This is a genomic window from Streptosporangium jomthongense (assembly GCF_042650425.1).
Lineage (GTDB): Bacteria > Actinomycetota > Actinomycetes > Streptosporangiales > Streptosporangiaceae > Streptosporangium.
This window is the reverse complement of the sequence record NZ_JBHSBC010000010.1, coordinates 35,133-57,702: the sequence shown is the minus strand read 5'-3', so window position 1 is coordinate 57,702 and position 22,570 is coordinate 35,133. Positions and strand designations below refer to the sequence as shown.

At 70.0% G+C, this 22,570-nt stretch carries 26 protein-coding genes; 15 read left to right on the top strand and 11 right to left on the bottom strand.

The features are described 5' to 3' along the window. Positions 1 to 127: 127 nt before the first annotated feature. Positions 128 to 2,311: an AfsR/SARP family transcriptional regulator gene (locus ACFOYY_RS11385; RefSeq protein ID WP_386189724.1), complete on the bottom strand. Its 2,184-nt coding sequence runs from the start codon at positions 2,309 to 2,311 to the stop codon at positions 128 to 130. A gap of 102 nt (positions 2,312 to 2,413) precedes the next feature. Between ACFOYY_RS11385 and ACFOYY_RS11380 the strand changes: the two genes are divergently transcribed. Together ACFOYY_RS11380 and ACFOYY_RS11375 are read left to right on the top strand one after the other, a co-directional pair. Then, positions 2,414 to 2,866, top strand: coding sequence for a carboxymuconolactone decarboxylase family protein (locus ACFOYY_RS11380; RefSeq protein WP_352015374.1), 453 nt, complete (start codon positions 2,414 to 2,416; stop codon positions 2,864 to 2,866). A 25-nt stretch (positions 2,867 to 2,891) separates the two neighbouring features. Continuing rightward, positions 2,892 to 3,182 carry a hypothetical protein gene (locus ACFOYY_RS11375; RefSeq protein WP_352015375.1) on the top strand — a complete coding sequence of 97 codons (291 nt, stop codon included), beginning with the start codon at positions 2,892 to 2,894 and terminating at the stop codon, positions 3,180 to 3,182. Here ACFOYY_RS11375 and ACFOYY_RS11370 read toward each other — a convergent pair. Further along, positions 3,161 to 4,177 (bottom strand): hypothetical protein, encoded by a 1,017-nt coding sequence (locus ACFOYY_RS11370; protein ID WP_386189723.1) that lies wholly within the window; start codon positions 4,175 to 4,177, stop codon positions 3,161 to 3,163. The genes ACFOYY_RS11375 and ACFOYY_RS11370 overlap by 22 nt on opposite strands. Positions 4,178 to 4,261: 84 nt before the next feature. Here ACFOYY_RS11370 and ACFOYY_RS11365 point away from each other — a divergent pair, with 84 nt between their 5' ends. Further along, positions 4,262 to 4,867 carry a TetR/AcrR family transcriptional regulator gene (locus tag ACFOYY_RS11365; RefSeq protein WP_386189722.1) on the top strand — a complete coding sequence of 202 codons (606 nt, stop codon included), beginning with the start codon at positions 4,262 to 4,264 and terminating at the stop codon, positions 4,865 to 4,867. Here the strand turns inward: ACFOYY_RS11365 and ACFOYY_RS11360 are convergent. Continuing rightward, positions 4,846 to 5,706 carry a LysR family transcriptional regulator gene (locus ACFOYY_RS11360; protein ID WP_386189720.1) on the bottom strand — a complete coding sequence of 287 codons (861 nt, stop codon included), beginning with the start codon at positions 5,704 to 5,706 and terminating at the stop codon, positions 4,846 to 4,848. The genes ACFOYY_RS11365 and ACFOYY_RS11360 overlap by 22 nt on opposite strands. Positions 5,707 to 5,788: 82 nt before the next feature. On the opposite strand from ACFOYY_RS11360, the gene ACFOYY_RS11355 reads away from it, so the two are divergent. Continuing rightward, the gene (locus ACFOYY_RS11355; protein ID WP_386189719.1) at positions 5,789 to 6,727 is read left to right on the top strand and encodes an MBL fold metallo-hydrolase; all 939 of its coding nucleotides are present in this window, start codon (positions 5,789 to 5,791) and stop codon (positions 6,725 to 6,727) included. A gap of 1 nt (position 6,728) precedes the next feature. Here the strand turns inward: ACFOYY_RS11355 and ACFOYY_RS11350 are convergent, their stop codons facing one another. Next, positions 6,729 to 7,943 (bottom strand): hypothetical protein, encoded by a 1,215-nt coding sequence (locus ACFOYY_RS11350; RefSeq protein ID WP_386189717.1) that lies wholly within the window; start codon positions 7,941 to 7,943, stop codon positions 6,729 to 6,731. A 178-nt stretch (positions 7,944 to 8,121) separates the two neighbouring features. Here ACFOYY_RS11350 and ACFOYY_RS11345 point away from each other — a divergent pair, with 178 nt between their 5' ends. The 3 genes from ACFOYY_RS11345 to ACFOYY_RS11335 all read left to right on the top strand — a co-directional run bounded on the left by ACFOYY_RS11345 (position 8,122) and on the right by ACFOYY_RS11335 (position 11,081). Further along, the gene (locus tag ACFOYY_RS11345) at positions 8,122 to 9,414 is read left to right on the top strand and encodes a histidine kinase (RefSeq protein ID WP_386189726.1); all 1,293 of its coding nucleotides are present in this window, start codon (positions 8,122 to 8,124) and stop codon (positions 9,412 to 9,414) included. Next, positions 9,402 to 10,064: a response regulator gene (locus tag ACFOYY_RS11340; protein WP_386189716.1), complete on the top strand. Its 663-nt coding sequence runs from the start codon at positions 9,402 to 9,404 to the stop codon at positions 10,062 to 10,064. Before ACFOYY_RS11345 ends, ACFOYY_RS11340 begins: the two co-directional genes overlap by 13 nt. Before the next feature lie 258 nt (positions 10,065 to 10,322). Next, positions 10,323 to 11,081, top strand: coding sequence for an SAM-dependent methyltransferase (locus tag ACFOYY_RS11335; protein ID WP_386189714.1), 759 nt, complete (start codon positions 10,323 to 10,325; stop codon positions 11,079 to 11,081). 30 nt (positions 11,082 to 11,111) lie between these two features. Here ACFOYY_RS11335 and ACFOYY_RS11330 read toward each other — a convergent pair whose 3' ends face one another. Continuing rightward, positions 11,112 to 11,462 (bottom strand): hypothetical protein, encoded by a 351-nt coding sequence (locus ACFOYY_RS11330; RefSeq protein WP_386189712.1) that lies wholly within the window; start codon positions 11,460 to 11,462, stop codon positions 11,112 to 11,114. Between the two features lie 136 nt (positions 11,463 to 11,598). On the opposite strand from ACFOYY_RS11330, the gene ACFOYY_RS11325 reads away from it, so the two are divergent. The 5 genes from ACFOYY_RS11325 to ACFOYY_RS11305 all read left to right on the top strand — a co-directional run bounded on the left by ACFOYY_RS11325 (position 11,599) and on the right by ACFOYY_RS11305 (position 16,773). After that, positions 11,599 to 13,107: a recombinase family protein gene (locus ACFOYY_RS11325; protein ID WP_386189710.1), complete on the top strand. Its 1,509-nt coding sequence runs from the start codon at positions 11,599 to 11,601 to the stop codon at positions 13,105 to 13,107. Positions 13,108 to 13,458: 351 nt separating this feature from the next. Next, complete coding sequence (locus tag ACFOYY_RS11320; protein WP_386189708.1) at positions 13,459 to 13,704, top strand: hypothetical protein; 246 nt, start codon at positions 13,459 to 13,461, stop codon at positions 13,702 to 13,704. A 656-nt stretch (positions 13,705 to 14,360) separates the two neighbouring features. Further along, positions 14,361 to 14,744 (top strand): hypothetical protein, encoded by a 384-nt coding sequence (locus ACFOYY_RS11315; RefSeq protein WP_386189707.1) that lies wholly within the window; start codon positions 14,361 to 14,363, stop codon positions 14,742 to 14,744. Between the two features lie 26 nt (positions 14,745 to 14,770). Beyond that, on the top strand, positions 14,771 to 15,046 hold the full coding sequence (locus tag ACFOYY_RS11310) for a hypothetical protein (RefSeq protein WP_386189705.1): 276 nt from the start codon (positions 14,771 to 14,773) through the stop codon (positions 15,044 to 15,046). Between the two features lie 275 nt (positions 15,047 to 15,321). Next, positions 15,322 to 16,773: a phage major capsid protein gene (locus tag ACFOYY_RS11305; RefSeq protein WP_386189703.1), complete on the top strand. Its 1,452-nt coding sequence runs from the start codon at positions 15,322 to 15,324 to the stop codon at positions 16,771 to 16,773. Between the two features lie 420 nt (positions 16,774 to 17,193). On the opposite strand, the gene ACFOYY_RS11300 is transcribed toward ACFOYY_RS11305, so the two are convergent. From ACFOYY_RS11300 to ACFOYY_RS11280, 5 genes are all read right to left on the bottom strand, one after another. Further along, positions 17,194 to 17,409, bottom strand: coding sequence for a BldC family transcriptional regulator (locus ACFOYY_RS11300; RefSeq protein WP_386189702.1), 216 nt, complete (start codon positions 17,407 to 17,409; stop codon positions 17,194 to 17,196). Between the two features lie 17 nt (positions 17,410 to 17,426). Beyond that, entirely contained in the window at positions 17,427 to 17,672 is a 246-nt protein-coding gene (locus ACFOYY_RS11295; RefSeq protein WP_386189701.1) for a hypothetical protein, read from the bottom strand. Between the two features lie 111 nt (positions 17,673 to 17,783). Continuing rightward, on the bottom strand, positions 17,784 to 17,933 hold the full coding sequence (locus tag ACFOYY_RS11290) for a hypothetical protein (protein ID WP_386189700.1): 150 nt from the start codon (positions 17,931 to 17,933) through the stop codon (positions 17,784 to 17,786). Between the two features lie 228 nt (positions 17,934 to 18,161). Next, positions 18,162 to 18,530, bottom strand: a complete 369-nt coding sequence (locus tag ACFOYY_RS11285; RefSeq protein WP_386189698.1) for a hypothetical protein — start codon at positions 18,528 to 18,530, stop codon at positions 18,162 to 18,164. Next, positions 18,527 to 18,760, bottom strand: a complete 234-nt coding sequence (locus ACFOYY_RS11280) for a hypothetical protein (RefSeq protein WP_386189697.1) — start codon at positions 18,758 to 18,760, stop codon at positions 18,527 to 18,529. The genes ACFOYY_RS11285 and ACFOYY_RS11280 overlap by 4 nt, the downstream gene beginning before the upstream one ends. A gap of 32 nt (positions 18,761 to 18,792) precedes the next feature. On the opposite strand from ACFOYY_RS11280, the gene ACFOYY_RS11275 reads away from it, so the two are divergent. After that, positions 18,793 to 20,238: a helix-turn-helix domain-containing protein gene (locus ACFOYY_RS11275; protein WP_386189695.1), complete on the top strand. Its 1,446-nt coding sequence runs from the start codon at positions 18,793 to 18,795 to the stop codon at positions 20,236 to 20,238. Positions 20,239 to 20,606: 368 nt separating this feature from the next. Here the strand turns inward: ACFOYY_RS11275 and ACFOYY_RS11270 are convergent, their stop codons facing one another. After that, the gene (locus ACFOYY_RS11270; RefSeq protein ID WP_386189694.1) at positions 20,607 to 20,951 is read right to left on the bottom strand and encodes a MerR family transcriptional regulator; all 345 of its coding nucleotides are present in this window, start codon (positions 20,949 to 20,951) and stop codon (positions 20,607 to 20,609) included. 90 nt (positions 20,952 to 21,041) lie between these two features. Between ACFOYY_RS11270 and ACFOYY_RS11265 the strand changes: the two genes are divergently transcribed. Both ACFOYY_RS11265 and ACFOYY_RS11260 read left to right on the top strand, forming a co-directional pair. Then, the gene (locus tag ACFOYY_RS11265) at positions 21,042 to 21,839 is read left to right on the top strand and encodes an aminotransferase class IV family protein (RefSeq protein ID WP_362784076.1); all 798 of its coding nucleotides are present in this window, start codon (positions 21,042 to 21,044) and stop codon (positions 21,837 to 21,839) included. A 165-nt stretch (positions 21,840 to 22,004) separates the two neighbouring features. Next, positions 22,005 to 22,358, top strand: coding sequence for a hypothetical protein (locus ACFOYY_RS11260; RefSeq protein WP_362784079.1), 354 nt, complete (start codon positions 22,005 to 22,007; stop codon positions 22,356 to 22,358). Positions 22,359 to 22,570 lie beyond the last annotated feature (212 nt).

Sequence of the window (22,570 nt, the reverse complement as noted above, 5' to 3'; positions counted from 1 at the left end):
CGATCACCACCACCGGGTCGTCTCTCCTGTCAGCCAACGATGATCCGCTCCTCGGGAAGCCCGTGCCGACGGGCGCGTTCCTACAGGACAAGCGTGGCACCGATGACGAGGAGACCGGACGTCGGCTCTATCCCGCGTACTCCAGGAGGACCCGGAGCTCACCCGCCTCGGGAACGCCGAGTTCCTCGTAGAGGGCCAGCGCCAGCCGTCCGTGCTCGTCCACCTGGTCGTGGTCGCCGAGCCGCCAGTGGGTCCACGCCAGGTCGGCCAGCGCCCGCGCCTGGACCTCGCGGTCGCCGAGCGTACGGCTGCGCTGGAGCACCAGGGTGTACAGGGTGAGCGCGTCGTCGTGGTGCGCGTACCGGTCGAGATAGGGCCGTATCACCAGGGACAGCAGGCTGAGGCAGATCTCGGGACCGTGGACGGCCGTGGCGATGATGTTGGCGCGCTCGGCGTCGAGCCAGGCGAGTGCCTCGACGGCGTCGCGGACGGGCGGGACCGGGGTGGCGGGCTGTGGGACGCCCTCCCGCTCGGCGACGCCGTACGGGAAGAGCCGGTCCATGGCCGCGCGGGAGCGGTGCAGGTAGTAGGCGAGCAGCCGCATGACGGCGCCGTCGTCCTCGGCGATCGAACGCGCGTGCTCGCGGAGCAGGTCGTGGAAGGTGTACCGGCCGGGTTCGAGCTGCAGGAGCATGTGGGCGTCGAGGAGGCTCTCAAGGAGGTCCTCGGCCTCCTCCTCCGGGATCCCGGCCAGCGCCGCCGCGCCGTACGCGTCGATGTCACGGCCGGGCACCAGTCCGAGCAGGCGGAACATGTGCCGTTCCCGCTCGTCCAGCTGCTCGTAGGAGAGGGCGAAGGCGGCCGAGACGCCGTCCAGGAGCCTGCGGTGGTCGCGCAGCCGTTCGGCCAGGTAGGCGACCGTCCAGCGCGGGCGGTGCTGGAGGCGGGCGGCGGCGATGCGGATGGCGAGCGGGAGGTACCCGCACAGGCGCAGCGTCTCGCCTACGGCCTCCGGCTCGCGCCGGGCGCGTTCCCCCACGATCCGCCCGAACAGTTCGGTGGCCTCCTCCTCGTCGAGCACCTCGACGGAGAGCGCGTGGGCGCCGTCCAGTTCGACGAGCCGCCGCCTGCTGGTGACCAGGACGAGGGTGTCGGAGTGTCCCGGCAGCAGGGGCCGTACGTGCTCGGCGTCCGCGGCGTCGTCCAGTACGGCGAGCACGCGGCGACCGGCCAGTTCGGCACGCCAGAGGGCGCCGCGCTCCGCCGGTGTGACCGGGATGCTCTCCGCGGGCACCCCGAGCTGGCGCAGCAGGGCCTCAAGCGCGGCGGCGGCGTCGACCGGTTCCCGGCCCGCGGTGTGCGCCCCCAGGTCGATGAAGAGCTGTCCGTCCGGGTAGCGTCCGGCCATCCGGTGGGCCGCGTGGACGGCGAGCGTGGTCTTGCCGATCCCGGCCATGCCGTCGATCGTGACGACCGCCGCTCCACGGCGTTCCCCCACGAGCCGCTCCACCTCAGCGACCCGACCGGAAAGATCGGAGAAATCGGGAATGTCGTAGGGCAGGAAGGTCGACCGACGGGCCGGAGCCGAGGCCTCGGCAGCCGGACGAAGGGACGGATCGTCCACCAGAACCGCCCGCTCCAGTTCGACGAAGGCGTGCCCGGGGTCGAGCCCCTGTTCCTCCGCGAGAGCCGTACGGTAGGCGCGCGCGGCGGCCAGGGCGTCGGCCTGCCGTCCCGACCGGTGCAGGGCGAGGACGAGATGGCCGTTGAGCCTCTCGCGCAGCGGGTTGGCGCCCACCTGGGCGGCCAGCTCGTCGAGCAGGTCGTCGTGCCGCCCCGCGGCCAGCCCCTCCTCGGCCAGGCGCTCGTAGGCGGAAAGCCGCCGGTCGTTCCACAGCTCCCTGACGCCGCAGACGTAGTACGCGTGCACGTCCTCAAGCGCCTCGCCGTGCCACAGGTCCAAGGCCTCGCGCAGCGCGCCCGCGGCCACCAGCTCGGTGAACTCCCCCGTGTCGACCTGCCCCGGCTCGGGCCGCGCGACATAGCCGCCCGCCCGCGTCTCCAGCAGCTGTACGGCCCCGGCGGCGCGCAGCGCCTTGCGGATCACGGTGATCGAGGCGTGGATCTGCGACCTGGCGGTGTCGGGCCGGTCGTGGCCCCACATCGCGTCGATCAGCCGCTCGATGCTGATCACCCGGTCGGCGTTGAGCAGGAGATAGGCCAGCACGGCTCGGTGACGTGGGGCGATGTCCGGCAGCGGGGCGCCGTCGACGGTCATCCGAACGGGACCGAGCAGGGTGAAGCGCAGCATCGTCCCCCCATCACCTCCACATCGCGAGCGCATAGCGAATCTATCAATACGGACATCCATCCTGATCTCACACCAACCGCAACGGAAGGAACGAGGAACACCATGGAAGCCCGTATGAAGAACCCCGCCTCGATCATCCCCGGCGTCATCAAGCCGATCCAGGAGCTGATCCAGGCCGCCCAGTCGCAGGGTCTCCCCCAGGAGCTCATGGAGATGATCCACCTGAGGGTCAGCCAGATCAACGGCTGCAGCTTCTGTGTGGACGCCGGTCTGAAGAACCTGCGCAAGCTCGGGGAGAACGAGGACCGCATCGGCCTGGTCGTGGCCTGGCGTGAGGCGCCGTACTACACCGACGCCGAGCGGGCCGCGCTGGAGCTGGCCGAGGCCTCGACCCGGCTGGCCGACCACTCCGACGCCGTCCCCGACGAGGTCTGGGACAACGCCGCCGACCACTTCGACGAGAAGCAGCTGGCCTCGATCCTGCTGATGATCGCCGTGACCAACCTCTTCAACCGGCTGAACGCCCCGATCCGCCAGGTCGCGGGCAGCTGGTAACCCCCACTTCCGAAGGAGAACAGACATGTCCGTGGTCCGCTCGCACCGCTACCACGTCGCCGACGGCGACCTTGAGGAGTTCCTCGCCCGCAGGAGCTCGCTGATCGAGACCGTCAGGGAGGGGCACCCCGGCCTCACCCACGCCGTGCTGATCCGGCTTGAGGACGGCGTCTACACCGACACCTGGCACTGGGAGAGCGGCGCGCAGATGGGTGCCGCGCTCGCCAGCCTGCCGACCATCCCCGAGGCTCCGCTGACCATGGCCCTCACCGCGGACGCCACCGCTCTGAACGGTCAGGTCGTCGACGAGCGCTGAACCCGGCTCCGGGTGAGGAGCGTCCCCTCCTCGACCATCCGCTCGACCGCGAGGGCCGGGTCGATCAACGCCTCCGGGGTGTACAGGCCCGGCGCCACGGGGTCTCCGCGCAGGCCGAGCAGCCGTTCGACGCCGAGGGCGACGCCGAGCGCGGTCAACGGCCGCTGCCCCAGGGGGTGCGTGATGTGGTGGGTCACGTCGAGCGGCGTCCCCTCGGGGCCGGTCCCCTCCAGGTCGATCCTGACCTCGACGGAGGCCGGTCCGCCCCGTCGCCTGCCCGAGGACTCGCCGACCACGAAGTCGAAGCGGACGTTCGGCGCGCCCGTCGCCAGCGCCAGGCTCGGCACGTCGGGGATGGCGACCGTCTGGCCGGGCAGTACGGTGCCGTCGGCGGTGAGCACCTCCACCTGGGCCTCCTGGCCGTCCACCCAGGTGAAGACACCGTCACGGCGCACCAGCCCCGCCGAGGTCGCGGCCATCAGGCGTTCCATGTCCTCGACGGCGGCCGGACCGCCCCCGTCCAGTTCGTCCAGCACCAGCGCGACCCTGACGGTGTGGAGCCGGTGGAACTCGCGGGCCAGCTCCAGCGCCGCGAGGACGACGAGTCCGGCGCAGCCGTGACTGGCCAGCAGGATCGGCGCGGCCGAGGCCCGCTGTGCGCCGGCGAAGACCTCCGGCGTGAGGTCCACCAGGCCGTTGGAGATGCTGAGGTACGGCAGCCCGCGTTCCTGCGCGTAACGCAGCCCGTTGAGGTGGGAGTCCCACACCGTCGCGACCACCGCCGAGCACTCCTGGCCGTCCGGCAGGCCGAGGTCGTCGCGCCGCAGGTCGAGGGGGACGGCCGTGGCGGTGCCGAGTTCGTCGGCGACCCGCCGCGCGCGGCCGGGATCGCGGCCCGCGACGGCCAGCGGCAGCGCCGGGTACCACCGCCGGAGAACGGCCGCGGTGCCCGCGCCCGCCTGCCCGGAGCCGCCCATGATCAGTACCGGTTCCATCGGGTTTCCTCCCGTACGGCTAAGCTACGTTTTGTAGGCTACACGTTGTAGCTTAAGCTGGGACCGCGACGCAAGAGGAGGACGATGGCCGCATCACCGACCCGCCTGTCCAAGCAGGAGAGACGGGAGCAGTTGCTGGAGACCGCCCTGGCGGTCGTGCGCGTCCAGGGCGCCGACGGCCTGACCCTGCCCACCCTGGCCGAGGCCGCCGAGGTGAGCAGGCCGATCGTCTACGACCACTTCGGCACCAGGAACGGCCTGCTGACCGCGCTCCACCGGCGGCTCGACGAGCAGCACCGGGCCGCGCTGACCCGCGCGCTGGGCGAGGCCCCGCCGACCGGCCCCGAGGTCGCCCGCGTCATGAGCGCGGCCTACTTCGCGTGTGCCACCGCCATGCCGGAGTTCAACGCCGTCACCGCCGCCCTGAAGGGAAACCCGGAGATGGAGGTGATCCAGCGCGAGATGCTCGACGACTACACCGACCTGATGGCCACCGCGCTCGCCCCGCACTCCGCCCTCGGCGTCCGGGCGCTCCGGCTGCGCTGTGTCGGCGTGCTCGGCGCGGCCGACGCGATCGCCGCCGAACTCAACCACGGGCGGACGACCCTCGACGACGCCGTCACCGCGCTGACCGACCTGATCGTGAGCGCCCTCTCCCAGCCCCTTCCTCAGGTCTCCCAGGCGCGGTAGACGGCCGTCGCGATCCGGACGAACGACCTGACCAGCGGGTTCGCGTCGCCCGTCCGCCACGCCACGACCACACGGCTGGGCGCCATGTCGGCCAGCGGCACCACGGTCAGCTCCTCCGGCGGGGTGTGCCCGAGCGGGGACATCCCGACCGTGCCGTTCCAGAGCACGGCCTGCAGGCACTCCTGTACGGCGCGCACCACCGGACCCTCCCGGGGCTCGCCGCCGTTCCAGTAGGTCCGCCAGAGCGGATCGACGCCGTCGGGGAACTGGAACCAGCGCCGCCCCGCCAGGTCGGCCAGGCTCAGCCGGTCGCGGCGGGCCAGCGGGTCGTCGGCGCGCAGCACCGCGCCGACCGGGTCGGCCCGCAGCTCACGCACCGTCAGACCGGTCTCGTCGAACGGCCCGCGCGTCAGGGCCACATCGACCAGCCCGGCGCGCAGCCCGCAGGTCGGATCGGTCAGGTCGGTCTCCCGGACCCGGATCTCGACGTCCGGGTGCCTGCGGCGGTACGCGGCGGCCAGCCGGGTCGCGCCCCGGTCGGTGCCGTCGCCCAGGATGCCGACGGTGACGGTCGCGGCCCCCGCCGCGGCGGCCACCCGCACCCGTACCCGCTCCGCCTGTTCGAGCAGGACGCGCGCCTCGTCGAACAGCACCGCCCCGGCCGGGGTGAGCCGGACCCCCGAGGGGGAACGGTGGAACAGGACGGCGCCGACGTCGGTCTCAAGCCGCCTGATCGCCCGGCTCAGCGGCGGCTGGCTCATGTGCAGCCGGGCGGCCGCCCGGCCGAAGTGGAGTTCCTCGGCGACGGCCACGAAATACCGCAGCGTGCGTAGCTCCATGACCGGCGACGATACCCGCAGGGCATCGCCGCCACCCAACAGGACTTGGACCGCGAAGGCCTCACAGCGCTGCAATCAGGACATGACCCACGAACCCATACCCGACCCCGTCGTCCAGGTCTCCGGCGCCCAGGAGATCGCCCCCGGCCTGCTGGTGATCCCGAACCACCGGGCCGGGCTCGTACCCAACATCGGCGTCATCGGCGGCACGCGAGCCGTACTGGTCGTCGAGACGGGCATCGGCACCGCCAACGCCGAGCAGGTCCTCGCCTTCGCCTCGGAGGTGGCGGCGGGCCGCAGGCTGTACCTGACCACGACGCACTTCCACCCCGAGCACGCCTTCGGCGCGCAGGTGTTCTCCGGCGAGGCCACCTACCTGGTCAACCGCGCCCAGGCCGACGACCTCAGGACCAAGGGACAGGGCTACCTGGAGATGTTCCGCGGCCTGGGCGAGACCGTCGCCCGCCGCCTGGACGGCGTCACGGTGCCCGTCCCGGACCTGGTCTACGACGACACCCACGACCTGGACCTCGGTGGTCGCACCGTACGGCTGCGCCCGACCGGCCGGGGCCACACCAGGGGCGACCAGGTGGTCGAGGTGCCGGACGCCGGTGTGCTGTTCACCGGGGACCTCGCCGAGACCGGGCAGTTCGCCATCTTCCCCTGGTTCCCGCCGTACGACACCGACGTCTCCGGTGTGGGCTGGCTGGCGGTGCTGGACCGGCTGGCCGCCGCGGGCCACAGGATCGTGGTCCCCGGCCACGGCGACCTCGGCGGCCCCGAAGTGCTCACCGGCGTCCGCGACTACCTGCGCGAACTGCGTGCGGAGACCTGGCTGCGGCGCGACTCGGCGGCCGACGAGGCCGAGATCGTCGCCGAGGTCAGGGCCCTGCTCGTCGAACGGCACCCCGAGTGGACCGGCCACGAGTGGATCGAACGGGGCGTCGGCTGCCTGTGCGCCGAACACGCCGAACACGCCGGGCACACGGAACACAGGGGGTCCTCGGCGCACGCCGGGTGACCTATCGGGCCGTGAACCTCCGGGAGGAGCGGACCCGGCGGCCGAGCAGGACCAGCAGGGCGGCCATGACCACGCCGACGGCCGCCAGGCTGATCCGGTCGGCCGCCGTGTCGGCGTTGGAGACCAGCCCGAAGGCCGTGTGGGCGACCAGGGCCCCGGCCGCCAGGGCCAGGCTGTGCCCGTCGGTCCACAGCCCCCCGGCCGTCCAGCGGCGCAGCAGCCACCCGGCCCCCACGGCCAGTACGGCGGCGGCCGTCATGGGCACCGCGACCCACCCGCCATGGGTGAAGAAGGGCCGGGTCGCACCCCCGAAGGGGAACAGCAGCGCCAGGTACCCGAAGACCACGACCACACCGAACCCCCCGGCCACAACGGGCCCAGGCGGTCCAGCCGGTCCGGTCGGCTTTGCCGGACCGGTCAGCCCAGTCGGTTTTGCCGGTTTTGCCGGACCGGCCAGTCCGGTCGGTTCGGTTGGTCCGGTCAGTCCGGTCCGTCCGGCTGGTTCGGCCGATTCGGTCAGCCCGACCGGTTCGGTCAGTCCGGTCGCTCCGACCGGTCCAGCCGGTCCGGTCGCTCCGACCGGGCCGGTCGGTTCGGTCGGTTCGGTCGGGGAGACGCCCGTGGGGAACCGCAGCCGCAGGCCCGCCGCCGTCAGCAGGACGACCACGGCCGCGCATCCGGCCAGGACCGCCGCCGGAGCCCGGTATCCGGGGTCGATGCTCGTCACCACGGTCACCCGCAGCAGCAGCGCGCCCAGGACGAAGACCGTCCCGGCCGACCAGAGGCCCAGCCTGCCCAGGTAGGGCCGCTCACGCAGCGAGGGGAAGACCAGGTCGGTCAGCAGGATCGGGATCACGGCGCTGAAGACCGCGTGGTAGGGGATCTGCAGCTCGGCGTAGGCGCTGTTCAGGCCCAGGATTCGGGGTGCCCACCCGGCGGCGCCGTACATCGTGGGGCTGCTCAGCGCCTGCAGGGCCAGGCCCTCCTCGACGACGCCGTAGGCCGCACCGAGCAGCAGCACCCCGGCCCAGCCCGTCCCGGCCCGCCGTACCAGCTCGCGGACCAAAACGGTGCCCGCGCCGTAGATCGGGATCCACAGCAGCAGGATCCACGCCATGCGGAGCGGCGGGTTGCCGAGGGTGAACTCGGCCACGAGCGGTGTGACCACCGCGAGCAGCAACGCGGCCCGGCGGCCGCCTTTCCGGTTCGCTGTCATACGGCGATCGTGTTCCGCGCCTCCCCTCCGGGGCCTGTGCCTCCGGGCCTGTCCGTGGCAACCCGGGTGAGGAGTCGGCGGCGACCTCGGACCCGCCCGTGGCAACCCAGGTAAGAGAGTGGCGGCGACTTTGGTTGCTGCCCACGGCCGATCCCCCCGATTACGCTGAACGCCCGTGATGGCAGACGTACGGCCCGGCCCCGCCAGGACCACCTGGGACCGGGCGACGCGGGCGGGCGGCCTGGTCTGCGCGCTGGCCTCGGCGGTCGCGGTCGTGTGGGGCGAGCTCGGCGACACCTGGCTCCCCGTCGACGTGGCCGGTGGCGTGGTGGCGTGCGCCGCGCTGTGGCTGGCACGCCGCAGGCCCGCCACCATGGCGCTGGTGGCCGTGGCCATCTCGGTGCCCGCCGCCTCGGCGTCGGTCGCGGCGGGGGTCGCGACGCTGATGGCGGCCCTGTACCGGCGTTCGGCCGTCGCGGTCAGCGTCGGTGCCGCCTGGACGGCCGCGACGCTGACGCGCTTCTGGATCCGGCCGCCGGGGCTGGCGCCGTACCCGGTGTGGGCCCTGGTCGCGGTGCTGTTCGGGGTGGCGCTGACCGGGTGGGGGATGCTGGCGCGGGCCCGCCGTCAGCTCGTGCTCTCGCTGGTCGAACGGGCCCGCAGAGCCGAGGAGGAGCAGCGGCGCCGCGCCGAACAGGCCCGCCACGCCGAACGCCTGGTCATCGCCCGTGAGATGCACGACGTGCTGGCGCACCGCCTCTCACTGCTGGCACTGCACGCCGGGGCGCTTGAGTTCAACGCGAAGGCCGACCCGGCCGAGGTGGTCGAGGCGGCCTCGGTGGTACGCGCCAACGCGCACCAGGCGTTGCAGGAGCTGCGCCAGGTCATCTCGGTGCTGCGCGAGGCCCCCGTCCTGGCCGAACTGGACCTGCGGTCCCTGGTCGAGGAGGTACGGCGGGCGGGCGCCCGGGTCGAGTCGCACGACGGCGGAATACGGCTGCCCGACCTGCCGGGCGCCACGGCGCGGGCCGCCTACCGGATCGTCCAGGAGGGCCTCACCAACGCCCTCAAACACGCGCCGGGACGGCCGGTGGCCCTGCGTCTCGACGGCGCCCCCGGCCGGGGACTGACCGTCGAGGTCCGCAACCCCGTCGAAGCGTCCGACCCCACCGAGGGACCCTTCCCAGGCTTCCACGACGAGAGGTCCCTGCCCGGCGAAGATGCCTTTCCCGGCTTTCCCGGCTCTTCCCGCTTCCCTGGCTTTCCCGGTTCACCTGGTTCTTCCGGCTTCCCCGGTTCTCCCGGTTCTCCCCGCTTCCCTGGTTCTCCTGGTTCACCTGGTTCTCCCGGAGAGGGTGCCGGGCTGGCCGGGGTACGGGAACGGGCCGAGCTGGCGGGCGGCCGGGTCGAGCACGCCGGGGTCGAGGGCGAGGAGTTCCACCTCACGGTCTGGCTACCATGGCCGGCATGACGGCCATACGCGTACTGGTCGTGGACGACGACCCGCTCGTCAGGGCGGGGCTGACGCTGATGCTCAGGGGCGCCGACGAACTGGTCGTGGTCGGCGGGGTTGCCGACGGCGCCGACGTCGGGTCCGCGGTCGACACCCACACGCCCGACGTGGTGCTCATGGACATCCGGATGCCGGGCCTGGACGGGATCGACGCCACCCGGCTGCTCCGACGACGGCCCGCCCCGCCGTACGTCATCATGCTGACCACGTTCGACGCCGACGAGCACGTCTTCGGCGCCCTGCGCGCCGGGGCCGACGGGTTTCTGCTCAAGGACACCCCGCCGGAGGGCATCGTGGACGCGATCCGCAGGGTCGTGGCCGGTGAGCCGATCCTGTCCCCGAGTGTGACCCGGCGCCTGATCGCCCACCTGGCGCCGGAGACGGACGACCGCCGCCGTGACGACGCCGACCGGCTGCTGTCCAGACTCAGCGGCCGCGAACGCGAGGTCGCCGACGCGGTCGGCCGGGGCATGTCCAACGGGGACATCGCCACCGAACTCCACATGAGCGTCGGCACGGTCAAGGGCTACATCTCCAGAATCCTCACCAAGACCAACCTGGACAACCGCATCCAACTCGCCCTCATAGCCCACAACGCTCCTCGCTAGGGCACGCTCCCCTTCCCTGGATGACGTCGCCCGAAGAGCACAAGCCGATCAGGCCGGGTGAGACCCGACCGTACCCCACGCGGATCGCCGCTCGGCGGCCCGAGCAGGCCGTGGCGGCTTCCTCCGGATCGATTCCTTTTTCGACGTGGCATTTCATCGGCCAGATATCTCGCCTGAAGCTTATTAAGCCCACCAATTACCGGCATATGATCTGTCTTCGGCCTTTATAACTCCTGGCCTATTTAACGGAGCATGAGCATGCGCGAAGTCGACCCTCCCCGCCCCTCTCCCGCCAGGGTCTACGACTACCTCCTCGGAGGCAGGCACAACTCCAAGGTGGACCGGGACGCCGCCGAACGGGTGATGAGGCTCTGGCCGGTACGGGAACTCGCCCTCGCCAACCGGAGGTTTCTGATCGCCGCCGTACGGCGCCTCACCCGGGAGTTCGGAGTTCGGCAGTTCATCGACATCGGATCCGGCCTGCCGACCGAACAGAACGTGCACCAGGTCGCCGCTCCCGACTCCCGCGTGCTGTACGTCGACAACGACGCCCTTGTAGTGGCCGAAGGCGGAAACCTCCTGGACGGCCGCCAGGCCGGTTACATCGAGGGAGACCTGCGCGATCCACACCGGATCATCACGCACCCCGAGACGTCCCGGCTGATCGACCCCACCGTCCCGACCGCCCTGATGATCATTGGGATGATGCACTACATCACGGACGCGGACGATCCGGCCGGCATCATTCGCGACCTCATGGTCCACCTCGCGCCAGGGTCCTTCCTGGTCGTCTCCACGGCCACCGACACGCTGCCCGACGAGATGCGCCAGGCGATCGACATGTACTACCGCAACCCCGCCGCGCCTCTGGTCTGGCGCAGCCGAGAAACCGTTGAACGCTTCTTCGACGGCCTGGAGCCGGTGAGTCCCGGTCTCACCGCGGTCGAGAAGTGGACCGATTCCGAGGCCGCAGCCGGACCATGGCTCGTCATCGCCGGGATGGCACGTAAGCCATGACCTCGTGACTCCGCGCTGGAAACCGCTGTCTCAGTCGCCCTGGGCCCAGGCGGCGACCGGGAGGGAGAGGTAGACGCCGAAGTCGGTCAGGCCGGTCGCGGCGGCGACGGCCTCGTGGAGGCCGTCCACCCGCTCCTGCCGGTCGGCCGCCCTGCTCTCGAACCACTTGGACCTGATCTCGATCACCACGTCCAGGCCACAGCGGTCAAACGGCCCCAGCGCCCGGAAGCGGATCTCGACGTCGCCCGGCTGCAGGTCGCCGTCGTACGGCTCCTCAGGACACTCGACGGCCACGGACACCAGGTGCGGCAACACCTCCCCGAGCTCACGAAGCTTCGTCTCGGCGATGTCCGGTCGATGGGTGACCTCAACCAAAGGCATCAGAGCACCTTATTCTTTTGCGACGCCTTCGGCGTCGCGGGCTCGGGCGCTTCGGGTCGGTGTCTTCCCTCGTCACTCCGTCGCTGCGCTCCTGCGTTCCTCAGTCCAGGAACCTTACTAGGGTTACCTTGAATGCATGACGACGGCGACGTTCCTCCAGACGGCAAAGCTCCTGCTCACCGGCCGGGAGTACCTCCGGGTCTCCCAGGACCGATCCGGCCGGATGAAGTCCCCCGGTCAGCAGCACGAGGAGAACCAGGCGTCGGCCGACCGGCACGGCATCACGCTCTTGGAGCCCTACGCCGAGAGCAAGGCCGTGTCGGCAAGCCGGTACTCGACCGACACCCGCGACGACTTCGAGCGCCTGATCTCCGACCTGCGAACCGACCGGTTCGGCGCGGATGTGCTCGTTCTGTGGGAGTCCTCGCGTGGCTCGCGCCGGGTCGGCGAATGGGTCACCATGCTCGACCTGCTCGAAGATCGTGGAAAGCTCGTTCACGTCACCACACACGGCCGGACCTATGATCCCGCGAACCCGCGCGACCGGCGGACGCTGTTGGAGGATGCTGTTGACAGCGAGTTCGAGTCTGCCAAGACGCGGGGAAGGATCAAGCGGGATATGAAGGCCAGTGCCGCCGCAGGGCGCCCGCACGGCGTGTGCCCGTACGGGTACCTGCCCGTCTACTTCTCCGACCGGCGCGGGCTCGACACGTGGAAGCCGGACCCCGTCCGCGCGCCGATCATCTTCGAGTTGTTCGACCGGCTTCGCAAGGGCCACAGTTTCAGGGCGATCGCGAAGGACTACGAGGCGCGGGGGATCACCAACCGCAAGGGGAAGCCGTTCACCCAGCAGCACCTGCGGACCATGGCGACGAAGGCTGTCTACGCCGGGTACCGGGCCTACCTTCCGAAAGAGCTGAAAGGCACGAAGGGTGCCAAGCCCGAGTTGATCGAAGGCACGTGGGAACCGATCGTTCCGCGTGATCTCTTCTGGGATGTCCAGCGCATCTTGAGCGAGCCCAAGCACCAGAACAAGGCGCCGCGTCCGGGGCGCGTGCTCCACGAGTACACCACCACCGTGCGATGCGACGTGTGCGGGGGACCGATCGGTGTCGTGAACAGTACGAAGTCGGGTGAGCCTGAGTACAAGTGTCAGATCAACTCCTGTGTCCGGATCCTCAAAGCTGGCGTTGACGAGATCATTACGGACGCGATTCTTACCTACCTCGCGCGACCCGACGTGTACGAGGCCCTGACCGCACGTTCGGCGTCGGTCGAAGCCGAAACGGCTCAGGCTGAACTTGCAAGGCTCAGGGCAGAGCTGGACAAGGCCACGAGTGAGACGCCCGCCACGGTGGCCGAAGCGCGCATGTTCGCCCGTCTGGTCGAAGACCTCACGGCGAAGGTCACCGATGCTGAGAAGCTTGTGCGCGAACTGACCGCCCCCGGCGACCTGGTAGCCCTGATCGAGCCGGGCGCCGACGTCGCCAAGCGCTGGAAGGCCGCGCCGGTGTCGGCACGCCGGAAGGCCGCCGCGATCCTGCTGGCGCCCGAACATCTGGGAGAGGTCCGCATCACCCGCTCGCCGCTTCCCCGGCGTCGCGTTCCCGCTGACGAGCGGATGGTGTGGAGACACGCCGAGTGATCGCTTCGTGAACGCAAAGGGTCACGCCGACGAAAGGCGTGACCCTTTCTTCTGTCTAAGCCATGAGGAGGTAGAGGAAACAACCGAAGATCGTCAGGAGATGACAAAGGATTCCGGCCTACGTAGTGCGGCTACCCAGACATAGCCATAATCGGTCTACGGCCCTCCGGTCCCGTGGTTCGCACGGAGGCGAGGGCAACAACGGTGCCCGACCGTTCGCGGATTCCCCATCGTTGACAGGTGTGGCCTGCCCTGAGGGGCACAGGAGCGGGCTGCAATCGGCGACCGCCATCTTCTCGGCGTGAGGGGAGATGCTGCGGACCGCCGTCCGGAGAGTTCCGGGGGGACTCTGTGGAACCCGTACCGTCATGGACTAACGCCCGCGCCCGGCTGGCCCGCGCCGCGCAACTCGGCGACCAGGAAGCCGAGGAACGCGCACGCTGTGACCTGAAGGCCGCCCGCGCCGAAGATTACATCCGGCGCCTGGTCGAGACCGCGCCGCCACTACGGCCGGAAGCCGTCGAGCGGCTACGCGCGCTCCTCTTCTCGCCCACGACGGCAGATCAGGATCAGGAGGACGCTCCCGATGCCGCCTGACACAGAGGAAGACCGCCCCCGGGCAGAGGCGGCCTTCACAGTCGAGGGCTTCGACATCACCACGGTACGGCACGGTGCCGATGTCTGGCGCTCGCTCGACCGATGCCGTCCCGTCGCCGTCCCGGAAGGGGCACGGGCCGATGTCCTATGAACTGGTCGCGGAGGTTCTCGACCACGCCCCGGAAGTGACCCCGGCTGAGGCTCTGGTCCTGGTTGCCATCGCAGAGAAGACTCGGCGCCCGGGGCGGGCCGTGGACATCGGCACGACCGAGTTGCTTCGCCGTGCTCGTGTCCAGACGCGGCCGGGCCTGCGGAAGGTCCTTGCCCGGCTCGCTGCCCGGGGGATCGAGGTCCGGGTACCGAGGGGCGTGGACAGCGCGGGGCAGCCGCTCTACGCCGTTCCCGGTCGGGCGCCGACCTACCGGTTACCGCGCTTTCCGGCGCCGCCCGGCTGTGACTGCGAGGCATGCGGCAAGGGGCTCTCTGGGGAGCCCCTTGCCGAAAAAGGGCAGGTCACAGGAGGAGATCCCCAGGGAGCCCCTTCCGAAGGGGCTCCTACAGGCTCGCCAGGCGAGCGCACAGGATCGCCTGGCGAGCCCCTGGGAGCCCCCACCCGCACCGTGCCGTTACCTCTCTCCGTCGCCGAACGACGGATCATGAGGGCGACCGACGCGACGACCACCGAGACGAGAGAGATCATCTCGATCATCGAAGCCGAGAACCGCCCCCGGTCGCTTCCGGCCTACGTTGCCCGGCTCGTTCAGACTGGCGACCTCGCGGCCCTGCTCATCCGGGTCCGCTCCGGAGACCGCCCGGCCGTCTCGGCGACCCCAGGGCCGCCCCGGTACGCCGACCTGATCGCCCGTCAGCCGTGCCCACACGGCATGCCCGGAGGTGACCAGCCGCGCCCCGGCGCCGGTACGCCAGCGTGCCCACAGTGCAGGCACAGCACCGCCCAGGCAGGCGCCCCGCCGACCGGACCGCGAGGCATGGCTGACCTCGCCGAAGGGCTCGCCGAGATCGCCCAGATCAAGCCATGAGCAGACAGCACCGAGAGGAACGAACGATGACCACCACCGCACCGGCCGCCATCTCGCCCGGACTCGTCGCGATCCTGGATGCCCTGACCGACGACACCGGCCGTCTGGTCAGTCGCGCCCGCACGCTCGCCGACCGGCTCGCCGACGACCTCGCCGACCTTCACGAGGGCCAGGCCGACGCCGAGGGGGACAGTCCGCTGTCGGATGCCGCCGACACGGCCGCTGAACTGGCAAGCGTCCTCGACGACCTCGCCGAGCGCCTGTGTAAGCCGTCTCCGTGCCAGGCCGAGACGCTGCTGTGAACGAGTCGGGGCGTTTTTGATCACGACCGGCGGGTGACCCGCGCCCGAGTCTCCCTTTTTCTCCCCCCGCGCATGCCCCTACCGGGGGTGCCCGGCCAGTACAGGGAGGCTTTACCAAAGGTCACAGGCGGACGCCGTGCCCTTGGCCTATCCTGTGATCAGCGCCTCCCGCGCGGCCAGGGTCTTCCCGAACGGGCCGGATTCCTCGGAACCGCAGCGGCATCAGGCAGTTGATCACCTTCCGTGTTCGACCCTGCCTATCGAAAGGCGTGTTCATGACTACCCTTGCTCACCTGATCGCCGCTGCCCAGCGGCAAAAGGTAGCCGCTCAGCGGCGCGTTTCCGACGCCGAGGCCAAAGCTGATCGCATTCTCCAGCGCTGCAAGGACGAAGGCCGCAGGACCGTGACCCTTGAGGAGGAAGAGCGGATTGACGCCCTGATCGCCGAGAAGCGTGCCGCGTCCGATCTGGTGAAGGAAGCCACCGCCGAGATCGAGTTGCTCCGCGAAGAGCAGAGACAAGAAGCCGAGATCGTCAGGCTTCAAAGCCAGATCCACCCAACCGGCGTCACCTTGCCCGGCCAGGACCGCGTGATACGCGTCGGTGCCGAAGCGCGTACCTACCAGCCGCCGCAGGCCGACCGGGACGGTCGCGGGGTCACCGGCCCGTCGTTCCTGCGGGACCTGTTCATGAGCCAGGTCCACCACGATCCGGCCGCCTCTGAGCGCCTGGCCCGCCACGGTCGCGAAATCGAGATCGACAACCCCGGGTTCGCTCTGCGTGCGATCAACACCGGCGCCGTGTCGGGGTTCGTGCCGCCGCAGTATCTCGTGGAGATGTTCGCCGAGTACGCCCGCGCGGGACGGCCGGTGGCCAACCTGTGCCGCCGTCTGCCCCTGCCTGAGAAGGGCATGACGGTGGACATCCCGCGCGTGACCACGCCGACCACCGTTGGTGTGCAGGCCAGTGAGAACGCCACGGTGTCCAACCAGGACCTTGATGACACGATGCTTCAGGTACCGGTCGTCACGGTCGCCGGGTACGTGGACACCTCACGCCAGTCGATCGAACGGGGCGTCATCATCGAGGAGGTGTTGTTCGCCGACCTCGCCGCAGCCTACGCCGCGAGCCTGGACGCCCAGGTGATCAACGGTTCCGGCTCCTCTGGCCAGCACCTCGGTTTGCTGAACGTCTCCGGCGCCAATGCCATCACCTACACCGACGCCTCGCCGACGGTCCCAGAGTTGTGGCCGAAGCTGGCCGACGCGGTCGGCAAGGTCATGGCTGGCCGCTTCACCGGCCCGACCGCGATGGTCTCGCATCCGAGCCTGTGGGCGTGGCTGCTGGCCGAGCGCGACACGACGGGCCGCCCGATGTTCGAGCCGTCCGGCGTCGCGTTCAACCCCATGGGAACCACCGACAACCCCACCCAGTACGGCAGCGGCCCTCAGGGCAACGTCTTGGTCCCGTTCGTGGCCAGCGGCAGCGTGCCGACCAACCTCGGGGCCGGGACGAACGAGACGCGGATCATCGTGGCCGACTTCCGCGACTGCATCCTGATGGAGGACGCCAGCGCGGCCCCGGCGCAGCTGCGGTTCGATGAGCCGCTGTCGAACAGCCTGGGCGTCCGGCTCGTGGCCTACGGCTACAGCGCGTTCGCTTCCGGCCGTCAGCCGAAGGCCATTAGTGTCGTGTCCGGAACCGGTCTGATCGTTCCGGCTCTGTAAGCCCGGTGGCCGGGCGTCAACCGGTCCCGCTCGCTTTCTCTCCGGCGGGTGGGGGGCGAAGGTCGTCTAGGTCCTACATCGGTTCGGAGGGACCGCAAGGGACGGCCTGCGCCCGGCCACCATCGCAACTCCCACGGCGAGCGCGTTTACCCGGTATCCGAACAGCGTTTTGCCGCAAAACGCTGTTCGGGTACCGCTTCGATGCTCTCGGTTGATCTGCGGCAAATCACGGTGGGCAGCTTCTGCCCAGACGCAACGTCCCGCTGTTCAGAAGCTGAACAGCGGGACGTTAGCAACTAACACCGGTCGCGCCGGGGCGACCGCCCGTTTCTGGACGGTGGGAGCCTTCAGAAACTAAAGCCGGTCGCATCAGCATGAGTGGCTTCCACTCACGGCCGTCAGCGGTCGGCCGGTTAGAACCTAACCGCCGTTGAGCAGCGCACGGACCTCGGACTCCCGGTAGCGGAGTTGCCCGCTGGGGGTGCGCACCGAGGGGATGCGGCCGGTTCGCGACCACCGGGTGACGGTCTTAGGGTCCACACCGAAGAAGCGGGCGACCTCTGTAGGGGTGAGAAGCCGGTCGGTGACGCCGGTCTCGGTGGTGAACGTGCCGTTGGGGCCGATGATGCTGGTCATGGGGGTCCTGTACGGCGTCAGTGGCGGATGATGTGGGTGATCTCGTCCTGGCGGCCGAGGGCTTGGGCCAGGCGGTGAACGGTGCCCCGGGCGACGACGTCACGCGCCCCCGCCTTGTGCTGGGCGGCGGTGACCTGCTGGTAGCGGTAGGCCCACCACCGGGGCAGGCCGGGTATGTCGCGGGCCTCGTATCGCCAGCCGCGATGGATCGTGCCGAGCAGCTCGATGAGCTGCTGTTCGCGCTCGGGAGCGTGGTCGGTCATGAGCGATCCCTTCGCAGCCGGACGGCGATCACCGGCCATACGAGGACAGCCCGCGCCGCGACCCACGGGGCCAACTCGACCCCGAGGAGGACAACGCAGAGGGCGGCCATGTCAGAAGTCCTCCCGGTTCTCCAGGGGTGCCGTAGGTGCGGGCGGTCTCAGGGGCTTCGGGGGTTGAGACTCGGTCTCGGTCTCGGTGCCGGGGAGACCGGGGAGGGCTATGGAGAGCAGGTCGAGCAAGACGCTCAGCGGGTTCTTCACGAGACTCCTGTCAGCGACGGGCGGCATGGAGAGCGCCCGGCCAGCGGGGTTGCCTGGCCGGGCGCCTGAGGGGGACCGGTCACAACGGGGTGACCGGCGCCGACGGCTCCCTTCCCCGATGCTTCGGAGCCGTCGAGGTGTGCGGCCTGGACCCCTTCGACCGGGCCGCACGTTCATGAGGTACGGCGGGCAAGGTGGGATGAGGTCCGCGCCCGCCGTACCGGCTTGTCAGGTGATGCCCCGGTGAGAGTGCCGGGGACGGTGCGGCGCGGCGGTTGGCGCCTGGGGCCGGTCACCGCCGCGCCTGCTCTGGGGAGGGGGAAGCGTTCGCCAGGCGAAGGCCGTCTCCGCCTCGCGCATCTGTTCCTGAAGCCCTTCGGAGCTGTCATCGAAGATGATCAGCGGTTCGGGCGTCGGCCAGGCCGCGATGGCGTAGAAACGGCGCTCTCCCAGGCTGTAGAGCACACTCCAGCCCTGACAGGAACGATCCAGCCGTTCCGCTTCGGAACGGGCCGGGCCGTCCCACAGGCGCCGGTACACCCTCGTGAGCGGCTGTCCGTCGCGGTGCCGTCCGCCGCGCCGAGACCGCCCGGTCACGACTCCGCCCCCTGGGCGTCGGCGGCTCGACGGGCGATTTCCTCCTGGCGCTCAACGGCGGCCTGGATCTCGGCGAAGGTGTCGGCGTCCAGGTCCGGTTCGGCCCCGGCCTGTCGCGCCTTCGCGGGGAAAGGAGTCGCACGGAAAGCCCAGAACCGGCCTGCGGTGCTGATGATCAGCCGCCAGCCCGGGATGGTCGGTGAAGGCCACTGGGCCTTACCATCGTTCACGATCGCACCTCTTTTGCGATCAGGAACCCCGTATGGCGCTGCCCGCCTGCGGGGTTCCGCTTTACATGGCCCTTGCTGGTGCCATAGTTGAAGTCGCTGGGAGTGTGAGACAAGACACACTCTGTCGCACCCATGCGCGTGCGACAGATGAGACAGATCGCGAGGGCAGCGTGATCAGACAATCAGCATTAACCTCATCGGCGGACTGGCGAGACTTCGGCCGTGTATTGAGGGCGCATCGGGACCAGTGTGGGCTGACCCTGCGAGACCTCGCCGGACGGATCGCGTGGCATCACTCCGTGATCGGCAAGTGGGAGTTGGGGAAGAACCGTCCGCCCGTCGAGGCCGTCAAGGCTCTTGACGCCGAACTCGGCGCCGGAGGTGAACTCATGGCGCAGGCGCTTCACGCGGCGATGACTGACGCCGATCAAGCGCGAAAGAGTACCGTCGAGGCAAAAGCCTCAACGCAGGACGAGGACGAAGACATGGAGCGCAGACGACTGATACAGGGTGCTGCTACCGTCGCCGTCGGTGGGGCCGTGGCACCTGTGCTGGCTGCACTGACCGACGCCTGGCAGACCTACGGCCCGCGCATCTCCGGGGCGAGCGTGTCACAGGAAATGATCGACGACTGGGAGGACGCGGCCGAAGCGCACTTCGAGCGAAGCTACTACGACCCGCCCGCCGTCGTGCTCGCAGCTCTCGCTGTGGACTACGCCAACCTTGCTCCCCACCTCAACCGCGCTCAGCCGGAAGCCGTTGAGCGGGATCTCGCCCATGCCGCCGCGCGCTACAGCACCTTGATCGCCGGTGAGTGGTACAACCTGGGGAACAAGCGGGAGGCGTACCGATGGTGGAAGCGCACGCGCACACTGGCCGATGTGTCCCGGGACACCGTGCAGGCATCCGTACTACGAAGCTGGGAAGCATCCCATCGGCGTTATGACGATGGCGACGTTCTTCCACTGCTTCAGGAAGCCCGCCGTTTGGCCGGGGAGCGACCAAGCCTGACGCTGTTCTCCGCGCTCCGCGTGGAAGCTCAGGTTCTCGCTATGAAGGGCCGCACCAGTGAAGCGATCATCGCTCTCAACCAGGCCGAGACCGTGCTGGAAGGTCTGCCTGCGCAGACCCCGGGAACCGTACGGCCCGACTGGTACACCCGAAGCCTGGTCTACACCCTCGCGGGCGACGACCGGCGAGCCGATGAAGCGCAGGACGCCGCCCGGAGGGCGTACGACTCCGGGCACATCATGTCGGCCGTATTCGAGCTACACCGCGCGGCAGCGCAAGCGCACACAGATCCGGAGCAAGGCGCTCAGCATGCCCTGCGCACCCTTGACGGTCTCCCGGTCGAACGGCGCAACAACCACATCTTGTCGGATGTCCAGTTCACGCTGGCCGTGCTCCCGGAGAAGGCGCACGCCCTACCCGCCGTGCGGGAATTGCGCGCCCTGACGGTAGGTGCCCAGTCGTTCTGAGCCAGACACGACGCCCCGCCGGTAATCCGGCGGGGCGTTCGCGGTTCTGGCATACGTATGACGGCTCCCTGGTCTCCATAACCGGTCGGCTACAGGTCCATATCCTCTTGGTACCTATACGAAAGTTTCTCTGTCCAGATACCGACGCGCCCAAGCCGACACCCCTCACACACGGCACCGGTACCCCCAACCCTTTTCCCGGGGGATTGGGGTGTTCAGGCCGGGTTCCTTGTGATGTGGCCGGGTGGCGGAACGGGAGAACCCCCTGGAGGCCGGTTGGGTTCATCCGGCGTTGAGGAGGGCCTTGATGTCGCTTTCTCGGTAGCGACGTTGGCGGCTGGGAGTTCTCACCGAGGGGCTACGACCGGTCAGGGGGGTGTCAGGTAGGAGGCCAGGGTGCCCCGGTTGCGTTGGAGGCCGTCGATGCGTTCGTCCATGGCGGCCAGTTCGCCGTTCAGGATGTCCCACAGCTCCGCGCACCAGTCGAAGTCCGGGCGTTCACCCCGCGCGCACGGCAGCACGGAACGGATCACCTCGGTGGACAGACCGGCCTTCAGCAGGGTGCGGATCTGGCGCACCGTGACCACGGAGTCCTCGTCGTAGTGGCGGTAGCCGTTCGTCCCCCGGCCGGTGTCGAGCAGCCCCTGCTCCTCGTAGTAGCGCAGCGAGCGCGGGCTGGCCCCGGTTCTGCGGGACAGCTCCCCGATCAGCATGTGCCCCTCCCGGCGGGTTGACCCTTCCACTGGTGTGAAGCCCTAACGTCGCCCCAGGAACGGACATTCCACACACGTCTGGAGCGACACATGTCCTCTTTCGTTGTTCACCGTGACGGCCACGAGGCGAGCGCCGAGGAGCTGGCGCCGCTCGCCTTCGCGGGCTACGCCCACTTCACCGCCATGCAGGTGCGCGAAGGACGGGTCCGGGGCCTCGACCTCCACCTGGAGCGGCTGAGGGTCGCCTCGATGGAACTGTACGGCCGGGCCCTGCCCGACGACCGGGTGCTGGCGGGTCTGCGGACGGCGCTCCGGGCCGGTCCGGCCGACCTGTCGCTGACGGCCACGGTCTACTCCCCCGCGGGCGAGTTCACGCGGGCGGAGGCGGAGCCCTCGCTGCTGGTGCGCACCGGTCCTCCCGCGACCGCCCCGCGCGGACCGCTCGCCCTGACGGCGGTCGGGTACGAACGGGTGCTCCCGGCCGTGAAGCACGTCGGCGAGGTCGCCAAGACGTACTTCCTCCGTCAGGCCGTCGAGCGAGGCTTCGACGACGCCGCCTTCGTCGACCGCCGGGGACGGCTCAGCGAGGCGTCGATCTGGAACCTGGCCTTCTGGGACGGTGCCGCCGTGGTGTGGCCCGACGCCGAGAAGCTGGGCGGGATCACGATGGGGATCGTACGGCGCCGCCTTGAGCGCCTCGGTGTACCCCAGCGCGTCCAGGAGATCACGCTCGACGACCTGCCCGCGTTGGCGGGGGCCGTGGTCATGAACTCCTGGTCACCGGGGATCGCGGTACACCGGATCGGCCCCGTCCCCCTGCCGGAGGCACCTGACTTCGTCGAGACACTCCATCGGGCCTACCGTTCGGAACCCCTCACGGCACCCTGAGGTTGTGTCCCCGGGCATGCTCCTGTCGTGTCAGGAAACAATGGCGTGTGACGGAAAGGGGCGGCATTTGGCGACTCAGGGGGACCGGCTGCCGGTGGCTCCGGCCGATCCGCACCGGCCGCGCGTCGCCAGGTTCACCCAACCGCCGACCGTCGGACCGGAGAGGTGAGAAAGGCCCGCGCGCCGCGGCGGCCTGCGGAGATCCACGCCGCCGGGGAGCAGGTGTTCCGGTTCTTCCCGGACGGCGTCGTGCTCGACGTGCTGGTGAAGCCCGCTCCCGGCCCCGAGAAGGGGCGGGCGATCGCGACGTGGCTCAACCGGGACTCCCCGCTCGGGGGCGTCCATGTCGCCCGCTACGACCTGCGCGACGGGGTCGTCTCCTTCACCACGCGAAGCCACTTCCTGGACGGAGCCGTCGAGGCGCGGGGAACCTGGCGCGGGGGACGGCTCGTCCTCGATCTGCGTGAGGCGGGCCGTACTCGGACCGGTGTGGTCTTCACCCGCATCTGGCCCGCCTGAGCGGGGCACGCCGTGAACGGGGGCGTCGCGGGCAGGAGGGCGGTCGCCGAAGCGGTGTCCCGGGGCACATGGCGACCGCGGCGGTACGGGGTCACGTCCGGACGACGGGTCACCCCAACCAATGGAATCATCCCGGCCGGGTGGCCGGGAACGCGTCAGGTCGGTGGAGAGGACGCCCCGGCCGTACCGACCGGCGACACGTCCGTCCATGG